Here is a 23,572-nt window from a genome sequence, read left to right as displayed (position 1 = left end):
CTGCTAGAGCGCCATCTAATCGCTTAAATATTCCTCTTTATGGCTAGTTTGCGGCTTATTATTCGGTTGGTGAAATCTGGGTGTTTGAACCTTTGGGATGAAATAGCTTGCTTATTTAAAAATGAATAATGCCAGTTGATGAATTAGTTTTAATCTTAAGTGCCAAAGTGGTTTATTTTACATACAATGAAATACAAGCACTTAGCGGTTTTAATTGGACTAACACATGCAAAGGGAGGGCAGGTTATGGGCGTAAAATCAGCAGCGCAATTACATATTGAGCATTCCCTTGCGTGTTTGCGTGAACATTCTAGCTCCGTGATTAAAAACGTGCTGTTAATGTCTAATATTCCCACCTTTGATGTCCAACAAGCCATGCAAGCATTACATCAGCATGGTCGTGTTGCTTTGCATTTTCATCCAGATCGTATTGATAGTCGTGGTTTATCGGTGGCAGCGGGATTACTCAAAGATGGCGTGTATAAAAGCCAGTTTGAAACTCATATCTCCAATGGCCAGTTATCACCTGAATTAGGTGGGCCAAGAGATCATTGGGAGAACCAGCTGTTTGGTAATAGTTATTCTGGTGTCAAACTGCGGCCGAAATATGGTGCGTTAGATATTGGTTTGTGTCCGATGGGACCTGCACCAAGGTTTGGTAGTTGTTACTTTCTCACCCACGCTCAAGTGCTTTCACGTTGCACTTTTAGTTATATGGATTCATATCGACTCCCGAAAGAAAAGGGCACATTAAGCTGCTTTGAAGTGATTTTGGCGGCGCTACTGAGCGAGTGCTTTGAGCGTCAATATGCTTTAGGGGTTAAGAATATTAAGCCTGCAGGGATTGTTAACCATTTAAAGCAACAGTTACCTAAAGGCGTCGCTGAACGTTTTGAACGTCAACCGCTTGCCAATCTTGATCATTATATTGAGGCTCAGATCCATGGAGAGGTTTCGTTAGATAATGATATTGGGTACTTAATCGCTGATCCAAGCTTTAAAGATACTGATATTGGTGAAGTGATGAACGCGCTATGCAGCGAATATGACATTGAGTTGTTATGGCATCAAGGTTATCAGCTTAATGTTGAAAGTGTGCCAACAGATTTTCGCGGCGCGACTATGCCTGAGCTGGCTAAAGTTATCGCAAGGGACAATATCATTAATGCTCAGATTATTGGCAGAGCAGCGCAAGTACTGGCAGAGTCACCCGTGTCTTGGAGTCAGCGTGGCAAGCAAGCGCAACAAATTCAGCAACTCAAGCTGATGTGGCATGTATTAGTGAAGTTCGGCGCTTAGAATTAAAGCTTAACGGTAGTGCTGAATATCAAATGCTTATTGTCTAAATCCCATTGCCTATTGCCTATTGCCTATTGCCTATTGCTTATAACTTATAACAAACAGCAAGCTGCAGACCGCTAGTTGCAGTTACTACTTGATTCAACCAAATCGATAGGTTGCGCCACCTTGGCGTTTTGATTTATACATAGCAAAATCAGCGGCCTTGATTAAAGTATCAAAATTATCACCGGACTCTGGAAAAGTGGCAATACCAATGCTGCAGTTAAGCAGTACATTTTGCTCAGCCACAGTAAATGGTTTATCTAGTGCGCCAATCAAAATATCAGCCATATGGGATATGTCATTATTGTCAGTGATATCTTCAAGCAATAATACAAACTCATCGCCGCCAATTCTGGCCAAGGTATCAGAGTCTCTTATCGCTTTTCTCAGCCTAGCAACCGCCTCAATCAGTACAGCGTCACCATGGCAATGACCATATGTATCGTTGATTTTTTTAAACTCATCTAAATCCATATAGAACAAACTGAACTTAGTGTTCATTCGTTTACAACGCTCGATAGCCTGTTTGACTCTGTCCATCAATAAATAGCGGTTCGGAATTTGAGTCAGTTGATCGTAACAAGCAAGATTCAACATTCGCTGAGCATCTTCAATCCGCTCAGTGATATCACGGTTAATGCCTAAGGCGCCGATAAACTCTTGGTTATCATCAAACAATGGAACGCACATAGACTCAACCCAACCGATAGAGCCGTCTTTGTGTAAAAAGCGGATTTCTCCAGTCCATTTACCGTGTTGCTCTACAGAGGATATGACGAGTTCAGTGATTGATGCGCTGTCTTCAGGGACGTGAAGCAGACTGACGGGCTGGCCGACAATCTCCTGTTTGCTATAACCGTAAAGTTGTTGAGAGCCGCTGTTCCAGTCGATAACGATACCTGCAGCATCGGTTACAACCACTGCATCAAATAAGTAGTTAAAGGCTTGTGCTCGAAGAGCTGAAAGATCAACGTCCATTTAATATTACCTTCTTCACTCTGTTCCAAAGTGCTGCACTTAGATACACCCTAGTATTTTTGTTTCAGCACAAGGTTTTTTTTTAAGCATTAGGTTTTTTGCTTTAAGCACATGGTTTTTGCTTTAAGCATTAGTCACTTTAATCAAAAATAATCCATACTTCTGTACTTAAAATAACTTACCAGCAGAATAAACAGTAAAGGATGAACAAAAATTTACCTTTCTTATACTGCTCTAGCAATGACTACCGCGTAGAATTATAGTTCATCATTAACACAGTGTTTATTAGCAATGTGTGAATCAGTTAACACTTCTCTATAAGCGGCTGTTATCTAACTCGTTAGCTTGCGATACTGCGGCAATTTTCCTCATTTAGTGCTGTCATTTTCAGGAATGTAATGGATAAAACCTTAGAAAAATCTCTCGGCCAATGGCTTAAGCAACAAAAGTCTTCCTGCGGCATATTCTTGAAACTCACCATTTTCACAGGTGCACTGAACGGTGTTGCTATTGTGATTCAAGCTTACTTATTGGCGCATATATTACATGACGTGATCATGCTTGAATCACCTATGGCCAGTTTTACCTATCAGTTTATCGCGCTTATTGCCTTAATCGTGGTGCGGGCTGGCTTAGCCTATGCCCGTGAACGTTTAAGCTTTGAGGCTGGTAAACGACTTCGAAGCGATATCCGTGAAGCGGTATTAAATAAGCTTGCCGACTTAGGGCCTGCGTTTATTAAAGGTAAACCCGCCGGAGCTTGGGCGAGCATAGTGCTTGAGCAAGTTGAAGATTTACATGACTTTTATGCCAAATATTTACCGCAAATGATGTTAGCGGGCTTTATTCCGTTGATTATCTTGGTGTCAGTATTTCCATTAAATTGGGCCGCTGGACTGATTTTATTGGCCACAGCGCCGCTTATTCCTATGTTTATGATTTTAGTGGGTATGGGCGCAGCTGATGCTAACCGCAAGAACTTCAGCGCGTTATCCCGTTTAAGTGGTCACTTTATGGATCGCTTAAAAGGCTTAAGTACGCTAAAGCTGTTTCATCGCGGCGAAACCGAAGTGAATAAAATCGAGAACGCATCAGAAGACTTCAGGCAACGTACCATGTCAGTGCTACGTATGGCGTTTTTAAGCTCGGCGGTACTAGAGTTTTTTGCAGCATTATCCATAGCGGTTTTGGCGGTATATTTTGGCTTTAGCTATTTAGACCACCTTAACTTTGGCCATTATGGCGCAGGAATTACTTTATTTACTGGCTTGTTTATTCTTATTCTCGCGCCAGAGTTCTTCCAGCCGCTACGTGACTTAGGCACCCATTACCACGCTAAAGCCCAAGCCATTGGCGCCGCAGAAGCATTAGTTGAACTGCTTGAGCACCCTAACCCGCTCAAACAAGTCGATGGCAATTTTAGTGAGCAAACAGATCAGCACGCTGATGTGTCATTGGATAACATTGCTATTACGGCTGTTGATTTAGAAGTACTGACATTAGAAGGTACATCACTGTTAGGCCCGATATCATTTGAGGTGGCAGCGGGTCAAAAGGTGGCTATTGTTGGCCCAAGTGGCGCCGGTAAAACTAGCCTACTTAATGCTTTGCTAGGGTTCCTTCCTTATAAAGGTTCACTTAAAGTGAATGGCGTCGAGCTAAGTGTATTGGATAAGCAGCAATGGCGAGCTCATCTAGCTTGGCTTGGCCAAGACCCACAGTTATTCCATGGTAGCATTCGTGAAAATGTTTGCTTAGCCAATCCTGATTTAACCGATGACCAAGTGATGGCTTTACTTGAAAAAGCCAGTATTGCTGAATTTGTGACTCAACATCCTCAAGGGTTAGATGCTGTGATCAGCGATCAAGCTGCAGGCGTATCTGTCGGCCAAGCTCAACGTATTGCCCTTGCAAGGGCGTTAGCACAACCAGCGAGTTTATTCTTACTTGATGAACCCACAGCCAGCCTTGATAGCCACAGTGAAAAACTGGTATCAGACTCTCTTCAACAAGCGATGCAGCAACAAACTTGTGTGATGGTGACTCATCGACTTGATCAGTTACAAAACATGGATAACATTTTAGTGGTTGATCATGGTCAGATTGTGCAGCAAGGCGATTATGCTTTGCTGAACTCTCAAGCGGGTTTGTTTAAAAGTATGCAGCAGCAAGATGATGACGGTTTATCACTGTATGTTGATGAGCAAGAGCCAACGCAGACCGATGAACAAACTAACAGGGAGGATGTGTAATGAAGCTATTACTGCCTTTCATTAAGTTATTTAAACGTCAGTGGTTAATGATGTCGGTTGGCTTATTGCTGACTTGCACCACGATTATTGCTGGTATTGGTTTATTGTCGCTGTCGGGCTGGTTTTTATCCGCCACTGCTATTGCAGGATTAACAGCAGCAACTGCGCTAGCTTTTAACTTTTTCACCCCTGCTGGTGGGGTGCGTTTTTTATCAATCGCCCGCACCGCCAGTCGATACGGTGAGCGCTTAGCAACCCACGAAGCCACGTTTAAACTGCTCACTGAGCTTCGCGTTTGGTCGTGGAAAAAGCTACTGCCACTAAGTGCCAGTAACCTACAAGGGTTAAGACAAGGTGACATGCTAAATCGGTTAGTTGCCGATATTGATACCCTAGATCACCTCTATCTACGTCTACTGGTACCTATGACGGCATCCTTGCTGACTGTAGTTGCACTGTATGCATTCTTATCTTGGTTTGATGCCTATTTAGCCCTTAGTTTGTGTGCATTATTGATAACAGCGTGGGCCGTACTTCCTTTGGTATTTTACCGATTAGGTCGTGAGCCAGGCGAAGCCGTTGTTGATAGTAAACGCAGTTTCAGAGTATTGATTTTAGATGTCATTCAAGGGCAAGCCGAGCTAACCCTATTCTCTGCAAACGATCGTTATCGTCAAAAGTTACGTGATGCTGAGCTGTCTTTGTTTACCAGCCAAACGGCAATGGCGCATATTACTGGCTTAAGCCAAGCACTATTGATTATGGTTAATGGCGCAGCGGTCGTCATGATGATGTACCTTGCCGGCCAAGGTGTCGGTGACAGCGTGCCGCCAGGTCCATTAATGGCGATGATGGTCTTTGCCACTATGGCTACCATTGAAATGATGATGCCAATCTCTGGTGCGTTTCAGCATTTATCAGGCTGTGTGTTAGCGGCTAAACGCATTTCAGAAGTCACCGAGCAAACGCCTGACGTTGCCTTTGGCACTGAAACTCATTTAGCCAATGCCGACATTAACCTCAGTAATATCCATTTTGGCTATCAAGCTGACACTAAGGTGTTATCGGGGTTGAACTTGCATCTTCCACAGGGCAGTAAAGTGGCATTGCTAGGTGCAACGGGCTGCGGCAAGTCGAGCTTACTCAGCTTAATCACCCGCGAGTGGCAACCACAGCAAGGTCAAATCAGCATAGGTGGTCGTGATATTAGTGAGTTTGATGAAGCAACATTACGTAGCTCAATGACGGTTGTTAGCCAGCGTATTCATTTATTCGCAGGTACAGTACGAGACAACTTAGCCATCGCCTTACCTTATGTTGAAGGTCAAAAAAGACGAGCCAATGACGAGCGATTAACCGCAGTGTTAAAGCAAGTCGGGCTAGAGGCGTTACTTAGTTCAAAAACCACCACAGATCGCGGTGAAGAAGTCGGTCTAGACAGCTGGATAGGTGAAGGTGGACGTCAACTATCAGGTGGCGAGCAACGCCGAATCGGCGTTGCCAGAGCCTTATTACGTGACGCGCCAATTCTATTATTAGATGAGCCAACAGAAGGATTAGATAAGCGAACAGAACGTGAAATCTTACGTTTGTTATTTAGCTTAGCCAAAGGCAAAACCATGTTGATGATAAGCCATCGTTTAACCGCAATGGCGGAAATGGATTGTATTCATATGATTCAAAATGGACAAATCACCGACAGTGGTAACCATCAACAATTAATTGCAACCAGTGCTGATTACCAAAGTTTGTATAAGCATTTAGGCAAAGAAGCTTAATAAGTTATTTATTGTTTTAAAAGTGTCGGAAGCACTTTTGAAACGATAAAAACAACAAAAAAACGCTAATCGACTTGGGATTAAACCCAACGGTTAGCGTTTTTAGTTTTAGTTCAAGTTTGAGCAGGTTATTAGGTTGGTAATAAGGTTTACTCTGATTCTACTTTTCTTGGCTATAATTTGTGAGGAACGAACACAAGCCAAGTGTTTTGCGTCCTTTCTTAATTGCCTTGTTAGGTATTTTTTGCCAAGAACTTTAGCAGAATGCTCTGAGTATAAGAAAGCATCTCCATACGCTGTGCACTAGTAGTACTCTTTGCTTCAGCCCAACGTCCATGCCTAACGGGACTAGCAAAATTTGTGACCTTGCTATCGACATCGTAACGATTAGTGCCAAGGTCTTTGTGCAAGTCCAACCAACCTTGAGCTCCTTGCCCTGCATTGTATGATTTGGTTATTGCTTCAAGTGCTCTATAGCAATAAAAGGCACAATCCATATTGTCCGTGATAGCTCGCATGTAATCCCTGAGTGCCATCCTAAAATACACATTGTTACTAGAAAACAATAATGCGTCGTTAAATACTTTAGGTTGCTCAAACTCATTTTTAGTATCCGCTTTAACACCAAATACTAAAGCCTTATCTTCTTCGTCAGAACTAAATACATTGATAATTTCAACAGAGTAACCGCAGTTTAAAGAGAATCCTAGTGCACTTACTATCATTTGGGCGTTATGTTCGACAGTTAATTTAGCACCTACTATGTCATTATGTGGTGTATCAAATATTGCATTTAATTGGCCTGCATCACATGTAATCCTCATGTAGCCATTTTCTTCCATGTCCATTGCTATTTCTGGGAATTGAACAGCGGCTCTTTCTGGAAGAACTTTGCCGGAAATAAAATACTTCATCCTGAATACCTAACAGTATATTAGGCTGAGTTCCGAATAAGAACGGTCTTAATATGAACAAGCAGCCAGTTGTTTAATCGTTCAAGACTAACAGTAAAATATAGTCTCAACAATGAGTTATATAATAGGATGAATTCAATTCTAGTTTCTGTGCTTGAGTGAAACAAAGAGTCTTCACCATTGCAGAAATTACACTCTTTCATTCATTTCCAAACTTCGTTTGGATTAAGGTCAACGTCGTGGCGCTTCGCCCACACCCGACGAAAGGGAAACAACAGCATTTCCCTTTTCGATATCCCTTGCCGCCCCAACGAAATTACTCTTTCAAAGCGAGTAAGCTTCATGCTTATTCGAAAATAGCTAACGCTTTAGAAAGGCCATCCATGGCCAACTAAAGCTAGCCTGACGTCCTGTCAGGCTTACGCTATTTTCTTCAAAGCATTTCAGCAATTTCAATGGGGAATATTGAGCCCGCAAGTTCGCTTGTAGTTCCTAATTTTTGAAGCTAATTTTGTTTTTATGATGCTTTTGATCTTCTTTGAATGTTCAATCTGAATTGAGGTAAGCAAGAAAATCGCGTGAGTCCAGACATGGCCTTTCTCGCACATCCATGTGCTTCAAGGCATTTAGTGCATCCTGCACTTAAGATTCTGGATAGTTTCGAGGGGAAGGGACGCCCCATCGTAAGCGTTAGTGATTTTTGCAGCTTGCCGAAGCGGACTCAAAATGAAGTTTAAAGCTGGATGATTCTCCGTTGGAAATTTTGCTTTTTAAATTTCGCCGGAGCTGCGGGGCGTAGCTCTTAGCAAAAAGTAAGAGGGAGTCGCAGTTCACTCCCTTTTAGTCTGGTGTGGGCGAAGCGCCACGACGTTAACTCTTTTCAAAATAGTAACGTCAAAATGGTAACTAAAACTTGAGGCAAAACTCAGCCTATTGAGCATAACGAGCTCAGTTAACCAGTCGATGCATCTGCTTATTATCAATAATCTTTACTGCTTTGGTCTCTAACGATGGATCACCTACCAACTCAGTATTTGCTTTAACAGCAACAGCCAACATATTGTCTGCCACAAGTTTCCCTGTAATGGGTTTGTATTTAGCTAAAGGCCCAATAAATATCCCTGAGGCAATACCAAAAAATTTCTGGCCTATATCTTCTAAGGTGCGCTGATGTGTACGCTGTCCTAATAACAAGCTTGGCTGAAATATGAAAAGTTTAGCCAAGGGAAGTTGGCTTAAATCCCGCTGCACTTGGCCTTTTACTCGATTGTAAAACACCGTTGATTTTTCATTGGCATCTAAGGCTGTAACCACAAATAAGTTAACTTGAGTTTGGCTTTGATGGGCAATCATCAGTTTGGCAAAGTCGATGACGGCGGTGTGGTCGACTTTGATAAAGTTTTCCTGGCTGCCCGCTTGTTTAATCGTGGTGCCAAGGCAGCAAAAAGCCTGGTCAATAGTCACAGGCAGGCTTAACTCGGTTAGCTGATTTAACTGAGTTTCGATAAAGGTAAGCTTTTCAATTCCTGCTGTTTCTGTTGTTGTTACTGTAGCAAGTTCAGGTGCTCTTCTACCTAGGGCTACCACGGTTTTATATCGAGCATCTGCCAATAAATTTAATAATAAATAATGGCCGATTAAGCCGGTGGCTCCAATGATAGCTGCGTTCATAATGCGCCTTGGTGATCTGGTTTACAGTGTCGGAAGAATACTTTAACAGCTTTTTGCTTGTTTATTATCGGCAGATACCGCAGTATTTTATTCACATTTTGACTCAAGAGTTATAAAGCCATATTTAAGGAGAAAATAATGGGACTTTTTGATGCGATTTTAGGTAATTCATCTGAAATGGATTTAGGTGAGTTACAACAAGAATTATCGCCAATTATGGCTGACAATGAGTCAGTGCAAATGGGCTATAAACTTATCCGCGATATGTTTGTGTTTACCGATAAACGCCTTATTTTGATTGATAAGCAAGGCATGACTGGAAAAAAGGTCAGCTACCATTCGATTGCCTACAAATCGATGACTCATTTTATCGTTGAAACTGCAGGCACATTTGATATGGATGCAGAGCTTAAAATCTATATCTCAGGTACTGAGCAACCTATCGTGAAAGAGTTAAAGAAAGGTACCGATGTGGTCGGTATTCAAAAAGCGATTGCAAACTTCTCGCTTTAATATCAACTATCAAAAGCTTGTATTAGATGCTTTATATTATAAAAAACATTATTGGATTACGTCGTAGATGAGCAAAGAAAACCAGCCTAAATCATTAACTGATGCACCTAAATCTGTCCAACTAGCGGTCGATTTAATCCAGCTGCTGGAAGAAAATAATATCGATACTGAAACCGCGATAGCTGCATTGCAAATCACCTTAGAAGATTTTAAGAGAAAGCAGCAAACAACGGACTAACAAAGCGCAATTGGATGACTAAAAAGCCAATGACAATAATAAGGAAAAGGCATGACTGAAGCACACTTACCATTAACTGATTTTATTGAATATCCTCAAGCTGAAATGCTTGAACGTGCCAAGCAAAATTATCAGGATGTGAAACGACGTCATTCTATCCGTAAGTTCTCAGATAGAGCGGTGCCGCAAGAAATTATCGAGCAATGTATTCTTGCAGCTGGTACGGCGCCAAACGGGGCTAATCATCAGCCTTGGCATTTCGTTGCGATAAGTGATGCTGATGTAAAAGCGCAAATACGGGAGCAAGCTGAAGCCATTGAACAAGCTTTTTATGCCGGTCGTGGTGGTGAAGAATGGCTAGATAATCTAAAACCACTGGGCACCAATGCCAGTAAACCCTATCTTGAAACTGCCCCATGGTTAATTGCTGTATTTACTAAAAAACGCAGTGAAGATAATGGCGAGCAAAAACAGAATTACTATGTGCATGAGTCGGTCGGGATTGCCACGGGATTTTTATTGCAAGCACTGCATAATGCAGGCCTTGGCACCTTAACTCATACGCCAAAACCTATGTCTTTTTTAAGTAAGGTTTGTGGCCGGGACAGTGATAATGAACGACCTTACATGTTGATTATTGCTGGTTACCCTGATGACAAAGCAACGGTTCCAGAACATGCGCTACAGAAAAAGTCATTAGCTGAAATCAGTGACTTTATCTAGCCAGATACTGATTGAGATACTGCAATAAACTGAATGTGATTTAGCAACAGACAGAAGGTGATATAGCATGAGTTTGAATGGGTTACTGAATAGAGCAGCCCGTTCATTACGATAACAAGGGAGTAATAATGGGCTTTCAACGAATAATGGCTTTGCATGTTCATGATGAAGCTGAGTATCAAGCTTATCGAGAAGCTATGCTGCCAATCTTGCATTTTTATGGTGGTGATTTTGGTTATGATTTTATGGTGTCGAAAGTATTAAAATCTAAAACTAACACGCAGATTAACCGAGTATTTACTATCGACTTTCCATCAGAAGAAGTAATGAATACCTTTTTCAATGATGAGGCATATTTATCGGTAAAGCAGTGTCATTTTACAGCTTCAGTCACCAGTGCAACAATCATTGGTTTACATGAAACCGAGTAATTTTTGCAAATTTATCGTACTGTTAAGCGGATTGGGAATACTAATTTTTGATTTTAAATAGATTTTAAATAGATTTTAAATAGATTTTAAATAGATTTTAAATAGATTTTTAAATAGATTTTAAATAGATTTTAAATAGATTTTAAATAGATTTTTAAATAGATTGTATGACTTAAAAAGAGTCTAGTGGGTTATTTCCAGCCCTGAAGCCACAATTGAGAATCCTTTAAATCTCGCCAATTAATATCAAACTCTTGTGCATTCATTTCTGCGCGAATAATGCATTCAATGACATTGCTGTCCTCATCATAAGTGACTTTTACCACCGAAAAGTGTTTCAATTTTTGGGTGATATTCACCTTAGTCCATTTACTGTGTAATAGCTTTTTTGGGTGTAATGGATTCATATCTCTCCAGTTTTTATCGCTAAATTTATACAAACCAGTACGGTGTGTTGAGCAAACTAGTTCATTAAAAGGTGGAGGAAATTTAAAGCATAGCGATGCTAGCTATATCTTATTTAAAGACTTATAGCGTTAATCAGCGTATCTGATTTATGTCTGCTGTTGGGTAGCTAATGCGATTTGTAGCTCTTTTAAGTCGCTGACAATAAAGTCAGCTTGATCTTGGTATTCAGTGTGTTGGTGATGATTAATGAACACCGACATCATACCTGCATTTTTAGCTGCTTGAATATCGTAGAGGTAATCACCCACATAGATAAGTTCAGCTGCTGGAATATTCCACTTATTTGCTATAGCCAGCAAGGCATCTGGTGCGGGTTTAGCGGGATAGCATTCTCGAGTTAACACCAGTTCCATGGCGATATTATTTTGAGATAGTTTAGTCGCAGTCGCCGCTTTGCTATTTCGAGTGACTATGGCTGTAGGTAATGAAAATTGCTGCAAGCTCGCCAATAACGCATGCATATGCGGTAACGCCTTGGCATTCATTGCATCTGATGTTTCGTGTTCAATGATGATTTGGTGGGCACGGTCTTGCTGCTCTTTTGAAGCCATATCTTCGATAAAATCGAGAACATCAGTTTCAAAAGGGCAGTTTAATTGCTGCTTTATTTCGCCGAAATTAAGCTGTGACTCAACTAATGTGCCATCTAGGTCGAATATGACGCCTTTAATATTGCTCAGCTTGTTCATTGTGTTCCCATTAGCTTTAGTGGCAGTGACGTTTATTATTATTATGTTTTAAAAGCATGACTATATTCAATCTGAATTCAATCCAAATTCAATCGATAAAAGTCATGCTGTCGAGCATTAATGAGAATTCTCCCGCTTGCTTATCAGCAATCAGTAACCCGACTCTATCGATATCTGCAAATGATAAATCAGGCGCATTGACTGAGCGTCCGCGAAACTGTGGCTTAAAATCATTGGGAGTAAATATGTGCTGGGTTTGCTGGCCTGCAATGGTTGTAAAGCTGGCGACATAAGCTTCACCAAAAGACAATTTAGGGGTTTTAAAGCGTAATTGGTATCGCTTCCCATCGCCCATGACGGTGAGCTTTACCGAGTTTGATGCAGGAATAGGCGTATTAATTCGATATTCCATTGAAGCAAAACCACCATTATTGGCTAATGACACATTACCGCTAAAAATAGGCTGGTCTTGCGCTGCATCATTTTCTATTTCACTGGATGAAATACCGCCCATGACAGTGTCATTGCTGATTTTGGCTGAGCTTAATTGCTGCTGGGAGCTGAATTGAATTTCCATAGCACTCACTGAAGTTTGAAATAATATAGTCGCTAACAAGCTGGTGGATAGAAACAGACCTTTTAATAGTACGCCGATTTCTGCTGAAGTATACCTGCGGCATAACTGTTTGATAAAAATAAGTATGTTTGTCATTTTTACCTCATTACTTGTTGGTATCTGTGCTGTATAAAAGACTTCTTCAATACATAAATGGGGTACAGCTCAAACTTAACCACACAGATGACAACAAAATAAAAAAGCGACTTATCTCGGGTGGAGGATAAGCCGCGAAAGGGTCGGACGGAGATAAATGTTAAAACTGTTTAGGTATCACTGGTGCTGGGTGGTTACTCTTCAGCGACAAAGTCATCCATTAAAATGACTGAGAACATCGATGTGTCATTTTCAGCATCGACTGCGGCTACGCTATAAATACCATTAGCGGCGAGTGATACGGCTAGTGGGCCAATGGCGACGGTTTTAGTGCCAGTAACTGTTACGCTAACGGTGTAATCACCTGGTGCGATACTTAAGCTGCCTGATGCCGCTTTAAATGGCACGTCTGTTAATGCAGGTGAAGCATCACTAATATCAGCGGTTGGAGTTAGGTACACATCAACATTGCCAGCTGAATATGAAGCATGGAATACGTTTAATCTGGCTTCAGTTGCAATGCGACGTGTGTGTTCAGCGAATGCCCAAGGTGAGATGTCACCGTCGCTCAATGAACCTACAGCAAGTATCGAGTAGCTATAACCTAGCATTAAGTCCACTTCTGCATCGGTAATGACTTCTACTGAATTGTCGGCATCTGCTGCAACAGTAATTGTGTGCATGCCTTCTGGAATATTGACGTATCCAGCGATTTCACCAAATGACAGCATATCGATGGCTGGAGTCATGCTTCCATCAAGGAAAATATCGACAGCTGGCGCGTCTGCTACTGCATGCACTGCACGAATATCGCTACCACTATTGATATCATTTAATAAAACTTGTCCATCTGGTAATGCCACCAGTAGTGCTACTGGAGAGCTGCCTGTCCATTCATTTGGAATGGCTGAGATTAAGTAATCCATACCATCTGCAAGATTAACAGTGCCAGAGTCAAAAACGACATCTTTGCTGCCTGATGCGGTAATTCTGATTTGGTAATCAGCAGTCGGAACTTCTAATTGATCGCTATTATCCATGTAATCTGCTGATAGAGTTGGTTCCATCATTGAGATGTCTGCCATAGGCTCAGTGACATAAATATCGACTAAACCAACCGCTGGAGTGGCATGTAAAACCTGTACTCGTGCATTACCGCTGGTGACTGCGCTTTCTTCGTTGGCAATCAGTTTAAGCATTAAGGTTTCATCCCTAACGTTACCTAATGCAATAGCGGTATATTCCATATATTCAGCTGTGGCGAGTTCAGCTTCAAGGACGGTGAGAGTACTGCCATCGGGCAGTATGGCATCCACATCAATATCATAAGTAGCAGTAGGGACTTCAAGTAAACCGCTAGACATAGCGTAGTCAACATCGGTGAGTAAGTTTGCGCCATTTGCAGTAACATTGACCATTGGTGCATCACTACCTGCATGTATGACACGAACGTCAGCGTAGGTTACTGCAGGTGCTTCGTCTTCTGCGATAGTGGATGTGTTGTCGTCGTCATCTGAACAAGCGGTTAAACCTATTACTGAAAAACACAGTGCAAGAGAGTAGATCCTTTTCATCGTTCTTTCCTCGAATTCATTTCGTTAAAATACGGATTTATCTATCCATTTGATATTGTGATTTCAGGCGCTGATTTCGTGAGGTAATACGGCAGTTGCTAATTTAGGATCATTTTTTGTCGCTGATTTATGACAAAAAAGATCTCTGCGATCATTTTTCAATAGAGTGTAATTAACATCGACAGCTGCTCCATTTGGATTTAATCTGTGGCTAGAATAGAGCTTTCAAGGCAGTTTCAGTGACTCAGACTAGCAGTAACAATGAGCAAAAAAAGCAACAGATTTTTAAAATCGTTTCGTTTAATTTATTTAATTTTATCGAACCGCCAGCGGCTTATTATGACTTCGAAAATATTTATTCTCGCCAGCAATGGCAAAAAAAATGTACTTGGTTAACTGAGTATCTGAATGAACACCAACCTGACATTATTGGCTTTCAAGAAGTGTTTAGCCCGGACGCATTACAAGCATTATTAGCCCCGTTGGGTTATGAGCATTTCGCCGCGTTAGATGAGCCAACACTGATCAGCGACTATGTTTATCAAAGCCCTGTGGTTGCTATCGCCTCTAAATTTCCTATCACAGAATCAGCACTCGTCACTGCTGATGAAAATTTGTTTCCACTTATGGGAATAGCAAATGATTTCAGCTTTAGCCGTCAGCCTTTACGAGTAAAAATTGCTTTGGCGGAATTTGGTGAATGCGAGTGTTATGTGGTGCATTTAAAGTCAAAACGCAGTGGCATGGGCGTGGAGACATTGGCTGATTCTGGCATGACAGGCGGCGCTGATATTATGGCAAGACAAGCCTTAGGTAGCTGGGCATCTAACATGCAGCGAGGCAGTGAAGCTGCGCTTTTGTTTAATGAAATTGCTAAACAACGAACCAAAACCCAATTGCCTGTGTTGTTAATGGGCGACTTTAACGACACTTTGCAAAGCACTGCACTAGAAGCGTTTCGTGCCAATGGTAAACGGGTTTTTAGAAACGATATTATCGACCCAAAACTTAAACTGATGAACGATAAAAGCTTAGCGGATGAATTTGCTCAGTTCAGTTTGTTTGATACTTACGAGTTGTATCAAACAGGGCAAAAGCTCAATGCGACATTGGCTCAAGATGAATATGAGTCAGGCTTGCATGATGAAGATTCTGATATTGCTGAAGATGTCCTTCCTCCTGTTGATCCACTTAAATATGCTCGTCAGTCGACTCATTATTTTGGCAATACCGGCTCGGTGTTAGATTATATTTTAGGGTCCTGCGAGTTCGATGCATCCCACCCAAGAAACTTAGCGGAAGTCAGTGATTACCAAACCCATGACAGGCACCTTGTGCGTCCTGAGTATGAGCGAGACAGTGATAGTACCGATCATGCGCCTGTAATGATGACGTTTACTTTACGCAGTTAAGCCCCAGACTACACAAAAAGTCCAAATAGAAAGCTCAAATAAAGAATCCAAATAAAAATGCCACCTATCAAGGTGGCATGGTGACTTTAGAGCTTAACTATCAACTTACTTTTCAATAAAACTGTTAGTCAATTCGCTCAGCTACCTTTACTTTGCATACCGTATTTTCTACTCATTAAGCATTTCGCTAATTTTCACGCAGCCTTGTTCTTTTTGGCGAGTCTCTAATAGTGCTCTACGTGTCATTTGCGATAAGCCGGTTTCAGTATTTAATACCTCATTGATAGCTTCAACACTGGCATTGGTACAAGCCGTGGGTATTAACCTGCGATTATAAGCGCGCATAAACACAGGACCTTTGGTGTCTGTCTCTGCAATATTGGCTAAGCGCTGTTCTGCTGTTGCGGCGTTTAGCAGCTTTTGCTCACTTGGGTATAAGTAATTCATCGCTACCCGCAGTTTTGAAAATGGCAGGTTAGTGTCGTGTTCAATAGTATGTAGCCATTGGCGTTTAAGCTGCGCTTGCGGGCGAATCACTTCAGCAGCAATCGCCGACTTTTGGCCACTGTCTGATGCATCGCGTTGTTTTTCAGTTGCGAGTAATTTAGCGCTATTAGGGTAATCATAACGGTTTAACTGAATGATGATTTTCCAGCGTAAGTCTTGATTGATGTTAAGCCCTCTAATGCTGCTAGTACCATTGAGAATATCGGCTAAATGATCCAGTGCATGTTTGCTGTTAGCCATCGTGATATAGGCATCAAACCAGCGGCGCTGAAAGTCTGCATTATCGTGATGCTGCATTGCCATACGTAAGCTCATTTGTGTGAGCGCCTTACTGACTTTACTAGCATAAGCTTGATGGTTAGGCGCCATGCTATTTAAATATTGCTGAGCTTGTTTAAGGTTCTGTATTACTTGACCTAAAATCGTATAGTCTTCTTCTAGTGGGGCATTGACTAAAGCGACATTAATATACTGTTTTAGCGAACTCTTTCCATCAGTGACACTGTCCCACATGCTTTGCCATAGCATTGAGCGCAATAACGGATCGTCGATTCTACTTAACTGCTGTTTTGCGGTTTCAAATGAGCGATCGTCTAGTTCGACTTTAACATAGCCCCAATCCTCAAAGTTTGGATAAACCAAGTTAGGGCAATGTCTTCCAACTAGCTCTGGTACTTCGGTTCTTTTGCCTTTGTAAGTGACTGCGACTTTAGGTCCAGCATGGATTGAATAGCGGGTGGCATCAAATAATGCTACCTGCACTCGTTGCTCTCTAAGCGTGGGTAAATCAGCACTTGGAGCGGTTTGTATCAGTGAAAATTCAGTGATTCTGTCATTGTCGCAACTGTACTCAGCTTTTAAGGTATTCACGCCAGCTTGATACAACCAGTCTTGCGTCCACTGGGATAAATCTCGATTGCTCGCTTGTGCGAGGCTGCCGATAAAATCATCTAGCTCAGCATTTTGATAGCTGTATTTAGTCAGGTATTGCTGCACGCCGAGTTGGAAGGTTTCTTCACCTAATAAGTGTCTGAGTTGTTTTAAGGTTGAAGCGCCTTTTGAGTAGGTAATCGCATCGATATTATCGAAGGCATTCATGCTGGTCGGCACTGGGACTTCAATTGGATGAGTGGTGACTAAGCTGTCTTGACGATAAGCGCTTTGTTTACCTGTGGCGTAAAATGTGCGCCATGCGTGGGTGAATTCAGTCGCTTCGCTGGTGGCTAAGGTTCCCATGAAAGAAGCAAAACTTTCGTTAAGCCATAAACCATTCCACCATTTCATTGTGACTAAATCACCAAACCATTGATGTGCCATTTCGTGCATGATGACGCTAGCTAAACGTTGTCTTTGAGCTGCTGTCATGGTGTCTTGGTACATAAAGCGATTTTCAGCAAAGGTCACCGCACCTGCGTTTTCCATCGCACCGTATAAAAAGTCAGGTACTAATAGCTGATCATACTTTTTAAATGGATAGTCGATTCCAAAGTACTCATCAAAAAAGGTTAACCCTTGTTTGGTAAAGGTAAACCAATCTTCAGCGGTCACTTGCTCAGCCACAGACTGGCGGGCAAATAAGCGCATAGGGTATTTGCCGCTATCGTCTTGCCACATATGGTAGGGACCAGCATGCATTGAAAAGTTATATGGGCTCAATTTAGGCGTAACGGGAAAGGTCCACACATTGGCTGTTGCTTGTTCATCAATGCTGGTTTCGCGCATGGTGCTGATAACAGTCCACTCTTTTGGCGCAGAAACCGTGATTTGATAAGTGGCTTTTAAATCGGGCTGGTCAAAAACAGCAAACATTTGCTGGGCTGCAGCGGGTTCAAAATGTGAATACAAATAGACTTTATCATCTACTGGGTCGACAAAGCGGTGCAACCCTTCGCCGTTGGTGCTGTGCTCACGACTGTATTCAATTTCGATGGTGTTTTTACCGCTGTTGAGTAACTGCGGGTTTACTGTGATGTAAGCATCGTTGTAATTGGGGTAAATGCTTTTGCCGTTAATGACAAATTGACTAATAAGAGCTTGGTTTAAATCAAGTGTTAGTGGCTCTGTGGTGCTGCTAAGATTAAATTCGACTTTAGTTGTGGCATTAAAGCGACTTTCGCCAGTGAGGTTAAAGCTGAGCTGGTAATTAACCTCTGAAACGACATTCGATCGCGCCATGGCTTGCTGCTCACTAATATTCGCACTGCCATCTCTTTGTGCGGGCGTGGAAATTGGCGTGCTGTTACAAGCAACTAAGCTTGCACAGGCGAGTACGACTAAAGACGACTTAAACAGGTTCACTATTTCTTCCCTAAAATGGTTGTAGTTATTGTTATTAAATGTTTATTTGATAGCGTTAAACCTAGCTATAAAAAAGCCGACTCGAAGTCGGCTAATTAAAGTTTATCAGAGGCTTATAGGCCTAAGAAAGACTTAGATTTAACTTTACGGATTTCTTTTTCATCAGACCATTCGATTAGGCCAGTTTCTAAATCCATAAGACGCATGGTCATTTTGTAGTATACATCTTTGGTGCTGCCATCTTGTTTTACGATGCTCGATAAGTTGCCGTAAAGCATGTACTGCGCGCCAACCTGGCGACCAAACTTGATTGCCGTTGATGGGTCAACCATACCAGCATTGTTTTGGTAATCCAGTTGTTTACGCACTGAATCGACTTTAGTCATATCGATAAAGCGGAACTTACCAGAACGTAATAATTTGTTGCTGATAGTGTCTGTGACTGACTCTGTATCAATATGCTCAGAGGTTTTGTTCTTGATTTTATCAACGAAGATAATAGGGCGATCGTTCTGTGTCATCACAATCACAGGTGGGAACGTCAACATGCTATCAACCATTTTAGCGGCAATGGCTTGTAAGTCAGTTGAACCAAAGTTTTCGTTAACGGTTTCTACTTCAGTTGCATCGCCATATTCAACCTTAGATTGACAAGCTGATAGCCCGATAACAGCGGCTAAAACAAAAATCAGTTTAAAATGTTTCATAGTAAGTTCCATGTTGGATATGACTTATAAATAGTCGAGTTTAATAAATAGTCGAGTTAAATAATTATTGAATAAAAACGGGTTTGATTTCCAGTCTCTATCACCCAAATTAATGTTGCACGGTTAGGTTTTACATCAATTTTGGCAGCAGGACTGTTGCCTAAACGGATTTGATACTCGCCCGGTTCGATATATTGGCGGGCAATTTGTGCCTGTCTTGGTAATGTCAGCCAGCTACGCCTGTCAGCTTGCTCAGTCACTACATTAAATATTTGCATTAAAATAGCTGCGGCATCAGCTTCGTTGTTTCGGCGCTTACTTCCGCTTTCTACACTGCGGGTCATTTCAGATTTAGTATAGACCCGAGCTGCTTGGCGTACCAAAGCGGCTGGCAAATCTTCTTTAAGTGCATTAATTGCTAAGGCGTCAATATTTGCAATGGGTTCCGCTTTTAATACTGTTCCTAACCCCTGAATCGTCGAAGGTTGAATAGCTTGTCTGTGGGGTTGGTAAGTCGCAAGCGATACGGTTTGCCAGTTACCATTAATAGTAAATGGGACGGTTAAACTTTGCTTTTCAGGCACAAAGCCTTTTTCAACCACCATGACCACTTGGCCTTGACCGTTTTTCGGTAATACTGCATCACCCCAGCGGCGTTTAAATTCATCGTATTGCGGCATGGATAATTGCTTGGCAAGTCTGACTAAGTCTTGCTGCAGATATTGATTGTTTGGGGTGATTTGCGCAGCTTTACGGTAATCGATGTAGGCATCATTGGGCTCGCCCAGCAGCTCATGCAATAAGCCTGTCGTGTAATAACTATAGGCATTTAAAAATGAGCTAGTGACGCTACCCGTTGCTTGATCAAGTTTATTCATTTCTGCATCAATCGTGCCGTTTGCCATGGCGCGCACTGATTTTTGAGATTTTTGATAGCGAGCTTGTTCACTTGCTTGCAGTTGATTACTGCGGCGTACTTCGACCAAAGCGCCTTGTGCGTCACCAGAAAATAGGTAATTAAATGCTTGGTATTGGTGCACCATAATGCGCTCGTAACCTGGGCCGCGATAAGGTATCGCATTGTCATTTAACACTAAGCTACTGGCGGTAGCGGTTAAATCTGATGCACTGATAGTGGCGCGATCGTCAAATGCTTTATAAGCTTTAATAGCCGCTTGGTAATAGGTTTTACTGGATTCAAAATCACCTGATACTTGAGCCACTCTGCCTGCTTCTTGGGCGTAGAGTAAACCGTCATTGGTATCAATTTCACCTGCCAGCTCTGTTAATTTGGCGCTGGGAGTCGGACTCGCGAGTTGCTGTTTAATTGGGGCAATTTGCGAGGGGTAATTGATTAACACGCTATTGTAAGCGCAGCCCGATAGGGTGAAGCAGATGAGACCAAGGCTGAGCAATTTAGTCATTGTTAGAAACCTGAGCGTCACGCTGCCAAAAACGCGGGAAATGACGTTGAGGTGCACTGGCTTTAAGCGGTACTTGATCGTCCATGTTTATCCTTTCAAGTAAGGTAATCCCTTGTAAATGATCATATTCATGCTGAAAAATTCGAGCTACAAAGTCGCTTAACTCTTTTTCAACGCTAGCACCACTGAGTGTTTGATAGCGTACGGTAATTTTTTTATGACGTAAAACCTGTACACGTTTACCTGCAATGGAAAGGCAGCCTTCTGTGGCTAATTCCATTTCGTCTGAGCGACTGACAATTTGTGGGTTGACAACAATTGTTGCTCCCATATCGGGTGCATCAGGATAGCGTTCATTCGGTCTTGAATGCATGATAAACATGGCTATGTCTCTGAACACTTGTGGAGCGGCTATTCCCACTCCATTCGCTGCAAACATGGTGGCCATCATATTATCAGCAAGCTGAACCAGAGCTTGATCAAAGTGAACTACTGCTTGTGTTCGACAAGTTAAAATAGCGTCGCCAGTTTGGGCTATTGTCAGTGTGTCACTTGTTGGCATATATGTCCTTAATGCGAATCAAGTTTCTTAGGTTGAAACTAATGGTTTTGTTATTGATTCTAGCAAACAATCATTCACCGAACATTTAATAATGTGGCGGTGGCGTTTCTTCTGATTGCGTTGCCATATTGCTTGGCTCAATCGCTTGTAGCTTATTCACTATTAATGACATTTGGTGTTGCTGAAAAGCCACTAAGTCATTTAATTTAATCACTTCTTGGTTAAGATCTTCAAGTGTACTTTCTTGAAAAGCCACTTTCATTTCTAAATCATCAATCTTTTGTTGCATGTCTTGCATTACTTCCTCTCACTGTCACGGGATGATTTATTACGTTTAAGGTAATCGGCCCCATGACTCAACTAAACCTTGATTACTGATACTCACAATCTGTTGTTGAGCATCACTTGCAATAGAGTATACAACGGCACCTCTATTTTGACTGTTTTTAGTTAACTGAATTTGTCTATTTGCCAGTTTTTTGCCTGTTTCGGTTTGCCATAAAATAATTTCTTTCGATGGTGAGCCAGTAATCAGGATTTTATCTTGTTGAATAAAGCGGGCACTACTAAATGTCATTTGACGGCGATTAATCGCTAGGGTCGATAATGTTTCACCTGTATCACTGTAATAGATGGCGCCGTTACCGGTAATGTCACTGGCAAAACTTAACTTGCCATTTTGACTTAGGTTAACTTTACTAATGCGCGACTCGAGTTGCCATTGATGCACTGGCTGGCCTGTTTGTGCTTGCCACAAAATCACTGAACCATCGTTTGAACCACTGAGCGCAAGTTGACCATCTGCCGATATCGACACACTGGAAACTCGTTCTTGATGACCGAGAAATTTGATTAAACTTTTTTTAGGTGCAAATGACATCACTGAACCATCCACTAACCCCACTAATGTTTGCGCGTTATTGGCGATAGCAACGGACTGTGCAGAAGCCGGTAGCGACCACCAACCAATTGATTTACCTGTATCGACATCCCAAATCGCCAAGGAGTCAGTGGTTAATGTTGCTGCGTATTGGGCATTTGCAGAAAGGGCGGTATCAAACACATTATTGTCAGTGGCATTTGAATCGCTGCCATGTTGCCAACGGTATTTCAGCGCTTCTTGGTTGAGATCCCATAAAAGAACCCCATTACTTGCTGTACTGACAATGGCGAGCTGGCCATCTTCAGATAAGCTCGCACTGTAGCTAGAATCATTGGTGACACTGAACACTTCTTTAGCCGCAGGCTGACAAGCTGCAAGGGAGCATAAGCACAATATCAGCATAATTATTCTTAACATGAACTTGCTCCTGTAAAAGTTGTCTGAGAGCCAGAGTTATTAAGTCCTGTTGAACATTTCGTTGAAAAAACAAGCTTGAAAGGTCAACAGGCCTTAATCAGGCCATTGCAAGCAGCACTTTAATTAGTATAAAGTGGCCAAATATATACAAATTTTTTACCTACAGGTTATTGTAACCGCTATAGGACGCTGAGGAAGCTTTAATGAAATCTATTTACAAACTATCGTTAGTTGCATTGGCTGTTGTTGGTCTATCTGCATGTAACCAAGAACAAGAAGTCGTGGCACAGAAAGTTGAAATAACAACTGACGCGCAAAAAGAAGCTTACAGTGTTGGTGGCTCTATCGGTCGTTACATGGCTGGTCATATTACTGAACAAGAAGACTTAGGTTTCGCTGTTGACCGCGCTTTAGTCATCCAAGGATTCAGCGATGGCTTAGCTGATACTTTAGAGTTAACCGAAGAAGAAATGCAAACTGTTCTTCAAGGTTTAGACGTTAAATTAAGTGAAAAACGTGCAGAGCAAGCTGAGTTATTAGCAAGCCAAGCTGTTGAAGAAGGTAAGAAATTCCTTGAAACCAACAAGGCTAAAGAAGGCGTGGTAACAACTGAGTCTGGTTTACAGTACGAAGTATTAGAAGCGGGTGAAGGTGATACTCCAGTTGCTGAAGACACTGTTGAAGTGCACTACAAAGGTACTCTAATTGACGGTACTGAGTTTGATAGCTCATACAGCCGTGGCGAGCCAGCTAAGTTCCCACTAAACCGTGTTATTCCAGGTTGGACTGAAGGTGTTCAATTAATGCCTATCGGCGCTAAGTATAAGTTCGTTATCCCGTCTGAATTAGCTTACGGCGAACGTGACACTGGTACTATCCCAGCTAATTCAACTTTAGTATTTGAAGTTGAATTACTGTCTATTGAGAAAGCACAAGTTGAAGAAGTACCTGCTGCTCAGTAATTTATAAGCTTCCCTTTTGCTAGGGAAACTGACTACAAAGGACGCAATATGCGTCCTTTTTTGTGCTCGAATGCTGAGTATTAATAAAAATTAATAAAAAATATAACCAGTGAGT

Annotated in this window: 22 protein-coding genes; 9 read left to right on the top strand and 13 right to left on the bottom strand. The window is 41.9% G+C overall.

Translation table 11 applies throughout. The features are described 5' to 3' along the window. Positions 1 to 246 precede the first annotated feature (246 nt). Positions 247 to 1,299, top strand: a complete 1,053-nt coding sequence (locus tag L2735_RS04295) for a DUF3626 domain-containing protein (RefSeq protein WP_248983526.1) — start codon at positions 247 to 249, stop codon at positions 1,297 to 1,299. A 141-nt stretch (positions 1,300 to 1,440) separates the two neighbouring features. On the opposite strand, the gene L2735_RS04290 is transcribed toward L2735_RS04295, so the two are convergent. Continuing rightward, on the bottom strand, positions 1,441 to 2,322 hold the full coding sequence (locus L2735_RS04290) for a sensor domain-containing diguanylate cyclase (protein ID WP_248983525.1): 882 nt from the start codon (positions 2,320 to 2,322) through the stop codon (positions 1,441 to 1,443). 398 nt (positions 2,323 to 2,720) lie between these two features. Between L2735_RS04290 and cydD the strand changes: the two genes are divergently transcribed. Continuing rightward, on the top strand, positions 2,721 to 4,574 hold the full coding sequence (gene cydD / locus L2735_RS04285; protein ID WP_248983524.1) for a heme ABC transporter permease/ATP-binding protein CydD: 1,854 nt from the start codon (positions 2,721 to 2,723) through the stop codon (positions 4,572 to 4,574). Beyond that, entirely contained in the window at positions 4,574 to 6,352 is a 1,779-nt protein-coding gene (gene cydC / locus L2735_RS04280) for a heme ABC transporter ATP-binding protein/permease CydC (protein ID WP_248983523.1), read from the top strand. Before cydD ends, cydC begins: the two co-directional genes overlap by 1 nt. Before the next feature lie 233 nt (positions 6,353 to 6,585). Here cydC and L2735_RS04275 read toward each other — a convergent pair whose 3' ends face one another. Together L2735_RS04275 and L2735_RS04270 are read right to left on the bottom strand one after the other, a co-directional pair. Next, entirely contained in the window at positions 6,586 to 7,266 is a 681-nt protein-coding gene (locus L2735_RS04275) for a DUF8168 domain-containing protein (protein ID WP_248983522.1), read from the bottom strand. A 948-nt stretch (positions 7,267 to 8,214) separates the two neighbouring features. Continuing rightward, positions 8,215 to 8,937, bottom strand: coding sequence for a Rossmann-fold NAD(P)-binding domain-containing protein (locus L2735_RS04270; RefSeq protein ID WP_248983521.1), 723 nt, complete (start codon positions 8,935 to 8,937; stop codon positions 8,215 to 8,217). 138 nt (positions 8,938 to 9,075) lie between these two features. Between L2735_RS04270 and L2735_RS04265 the strand changes: the two genes are divergently transcribed. The 4 genes from L2735_RS04265 to L2735_RS04250 all read left to right on the top strand — a co-directional run bounded on the left by L2735_RS04265 (position 9,076) and on the right by L2735_RS04250 (position 10,842). Next, the gene (locus tag L2735_RS04265) at positions 9,076 to 9,450 is read left to right on the top strand and encodes a PH domain-containing protein (RefSeq protein ID WP_248983520.1); all 375 of its coding nucleotides are present in this window, start codon (positions 9,076 to 9,078) and stop codon (positions 9,448 to 9,450) included. 67 nt (positions 9,451 to 9,517) lie between these two features. Then, positions 9,518 to 9,688, top strand: a complete 171-nt coding sequence (locus L2735_RS04260) for a YbaM family protein (RefSeq protein ID WP_248983519.1) — start codon at positions 9,518 to 9,520, stop codon at positions 9,686 to 9,688. Between the two features lie 51 nt (positions 9,689 to 9,739). Next, positions 9,740 to 10,411: a nitroreductase family protein gene (locus L2735_RS04255; protein WP_248983518.1), complete on the top strand. Its 672-nt coding sequence runs from the start codon at positions 9,740 to 9,742 to the stop codon at positions 10,409 to 10,411. Positions 10,412 to 10,539: 128 nt separating this feature from the next. Then, the gene (locus L2735_RS04250; protein ID WP_248983517.1) at positions 10,540 to 10,842 is read left to right on the top strand and encodes a DUF1330 domain-containing protein; all 303 of its coding nucleotides are present in this window, start codon (positions 10,540 to 10,542) and stop codon (positions 10,840 to 10,842) included. A 191-nt stretch (positions 10,843 to 11,033) separates the two neighbouring features. Here the strand turns inward: L2735_RS04250 and L2735_RS04245 are convergent, their stop codons facing one another. The 4 genes from L2735_RS04245 to L2735_RS04230 form a co-directional block, all read right to left on the bottom strand. Next, positions 11,034 to 11,249 carry a TIGR02450 family Trp-rich protein gene (locus tag L2735_RS04245; RefSeq protein ID WP_248983516.1) on the bottom strand — a complete coding sequence of 72 codons (216 nt, stop codon included), beginning with the start codon at positions 11,247 to 11,249 and terminating at the stop codon, positions 11,034 to 11,036. Positions 11,250 to 11,396: 147 nt separating this feature from the next. Then, entirely contained in the window at positions 11,397 to 11,999 is a 603-nt protein-coding gene (locus tag L2735_RS04240) for an HAD family hydrolase (protein WP_248983515.1), read from the bottom strand. A gap of 88 nt (positions 12,000 to 12,087) precedes the next feature. Next, positions 12,088 to 12,711, bottom strand: a complete 624-nt coding sequence (locus tag L2735_RS04235; protein WP_248983514.1) for a CIA30 family protein — start codon at positions 12,709 to 12,711, stop codon at positions 12,088 to 12,090. A 194-nt stretch (positions 12,712 to 12,905) separates the two neighbouring features. Continuing rightward, entirely contained in the window at positions 12,906 to 14,285 is a 1,380-nt protein-coding gene (locus L2735_RS04230; protein ID WP_248983513.1) for a DUF4397 domain-containing protein, read from the bottom strand. Between the two features lie 239 nt (positions 14,286 to 14,524). Between L2735_RS04230 and L2735_RS04225 the strand changes: the two genes are divergently transcribed. Then, entirely contained in the window at positions 14,525 to 15,697 is a 1,173-nt protein-coding gene (locus tag L2735_RS04225) for an endonuclease/exonuclease/phosphatase family protein (protein ID WP_248983512.1), read from the top strand. A 168-nt stretch (positions 15,698 to 15,865) separates the two neighbouring features. On the opposite strand, the gene pepN is transcribed toward L2735_RS04225, so the two are convergent. The 6 genes from pepN to L2735_RS04195 form a co-directional block, all read right to left on the bottom strand. Continuing rightward, positions 15,866 to 18,502, bottom strand: coding sequence for an aminopeptidase N (gene pepN / locus L2735_RS04220; RefSeq protein WP_248983511.1), 2,637 nt, complete (start codon positions 18,500 to 18,502; stop codon positions 15,866 to 15,868). 113 nt (positions 18,503 to 18,615) lie between these two features. Then, positions 18,616 to 19,209, bottom strand: coding sequence for a penicillin-binding protein activator LpoB (gene lpoB / locus L2735_RS04215; RefSeq protein WP_198589569.1), 594 nt, complete (start codon positions 19,207 to 19,209; stop codon positions 18,616 to 18,618). A 56-nt stretch (positions 19,210 to 19,265) separates the two neighbouring features. Beyond that, on the bottom strand, positions 19,266 to 20,633 hold the full coding sequence (locus L2735_RS04210; RefSeq protein ID WP_248983510.1) for a COG3014 family protein: 1,368 nt from the start codon (positions 20,631 to 20,633) through the stop codon (positions 19,266 to 19,268). After that, a complete protein-coding gene (def, locus tag L2735_RS04205; protein ID WP_248983509.1) occupies positions 20,626 to 21,195 on the bottom strand; it encodes a peptide deformylase in 570 nt (189 codons plus the stop codon). Before def ends, L2735_RS04210 begins: the two co-directional genes overlap by 8 nt. Before the next feature lie 85 nt (positions 21,196 to 21,280). After that, on the bottom strand, positions 21,281 to 21,493 hold the full coding sequence (locus L2735_RS04200) for a SlyX family protein (RefSeq protein WP_153915038.1): 213 nt from the start codon (positions 21,491 to 21,493) through the stop codon (positions 21,281 to 21,283). Between the two features lie 36 nt (positions 21,494 to 21,529). Next, positions 21,530 to 22,495 (bottom strand): WD40 repeat domain-containing protein, encoded by a 966-nt coding sequence (locus L2735_RS04195; protein WP_248983508.1) that lies wholly within the window; start codon positions 22,493 to 22,495, stop codon positions 21,530 to 21,532. Positions 22,496 to 22,698: 203 nt separating this feature from the next. On the opposite strand from L2735_RS04195, the gene fkpA reads away from it, so the two are divergent. Next, positions 22,699 to 23,457, top strand: coding sequence for an FKBP-type peptidyl-prolyl cis-trans isomerase (gene fkpA / locus L2735_RS04190; protein WP_248983507.1), 759 nt, complete (start codon positions 22,699 to 22,701; stop codon positions 23,455 to 23,457). Positions 23,458 to 23,572 lie beyond the last annotated feature (115 nt).

Origin of the sequence: Shewanella olleyana, assembly GCF_023283825.1 — a bacterium.
Lineage (GTDB): Bacteria > Pseudomonadota > Gammaproteobacteria > Enterobacterales > Shewanellaceae > Shewanella > Shewanella olleyana.
This window is presented reverse-complemented; position numbering and strand designations above follow the sequence as displayed.

Coding starts and splice junctions, on each gene's coding strand:
- L2735_RS04295 (WP_248983526.1), top strand. CDS start 247: ATGGGCGTAAAATCAGCAGCGCAATTACATATTGAGCATTCCCTTGCG.
- L2735_RS04290 (WP_248983525.1), bottom strand. CDS start 2,322: ATGGACGTTGATCTTTCAGCTCTTCGAGCACAAGCCTTTAACTACTTA.
- cydD (WP_248983524.1), top strand. CDS start 2,721: ATGGATAAAACCTTAGAAAAATCTCTCGGCCAATGGCTTAAGCAACAA.
- cydC (WP_248983523.1), top strand. CDS start 4,574: ATGAAGCTATTACTGCCTTTCATTAAGTTATTTAAACGTCAGTGGTTA.
- L2735_RS04275 (WP_248983522.1), bottom strand. CDS start 7,266: ATGAAGTATTTTATTTCCGGCAAAGTTCTTCCAGAAAGAGCCGCTGTT.
- L2735_RS04270 (WP_248983521.1), bottom strand. CDS start 8,937: ATGAACGCAGCTATCATTGGAGCCACCGGCTTAATCGGCCATTATTTA.
- L2735_RS04265 (WP_248983520.1), top strand. CDS start 9,076: ATGGGACTTTTTGATGCGATTTTAGGTAATTCATCTGAAATGGATTTA.
- L2735_RS04260 (WP_248983519.1), top strand. CDS start 9,518: ATGAGCAAAGAAAACCAGCCTAAATCATTAACTGATGCACCTAAATCT.
- L2735_RS04255 (WP_248983518.1), top strand. CDS start 9,740: ATGACTGAAGCACACTTACCATTAACTGATTTTATTGAATATCCTCAA.
- L2735_RS04250 (WP_248983517.1), top strand. CDS start 10,540: ATGGGCTTTCAACGAATAATGGCTTTGCATGTTCATGATGAAGCTGAG.
- L2735_RS04245 (WP_248983516.1), bottom strand. CDS start 11,249: ATGAATCCATTACACCCAAAAAAGCTATTACACAGTAAATGGACTAAG.
- L2735_RS04240 (WP_248983515.1), bottom strand. CDS start 11,999: ATGAACAAGCTGAGCAATATTAAAGGCGTCATATTCGACCTAGATGGC.
- L2735_RS04235 (WP_248983514.1), bottom strand. CDS start 12,711: ATGACAAACATACTTATTTTTATCAAACAGTTATGCCGCAGGTATACT.
- L2735_RS04230 (WP_248983513.1), bottom strand. CDS start 14,285: ATGAAAAGGATCTACTCTCTTGCACTGTGTTTTTCAGTAATAGGTTTA.
- lpoB (WP_198589569.1), bottom strand. CDS start 19,209: ATGAAACATTTTAAACTGATTTTTGTTTTAGCCGCTGTTATCGGGCTA.
- L2735_RS04210 (WP_248983510.1), bottom strand. CDS start 20,633: ATGACTAAATTGCTCAGCCTTGGTCTCATCTGCTTCACCCTATCGGGC.
- def (WP_248983509.1), bottom strand. CDS start 21,195: ATGCCAACAAGTGACACACTGACAATAGCCCAAACTGGCGACGCTATT.
- L2735_RS04200 (WP_153915038.1), bottom strand. CDS start 21,493: ATGCAAGACATGCAACAAAAGATTGATGATTTAGAAATGAAAGTGGCT.
- L2735_RS04195 (WP_248983508.1), bottom strand. CDS start 22,495: ATGTTAAGAATAATTATGCTGATATTGTGCTTATGCTCCCTTGCAGCT.
- fkpA (WP_248983507.1), top strand. CDS start 22,699: ATGAAATCTATTTACAAACTATCGTTAGTTGCATTGGCTGTTGTTGGT.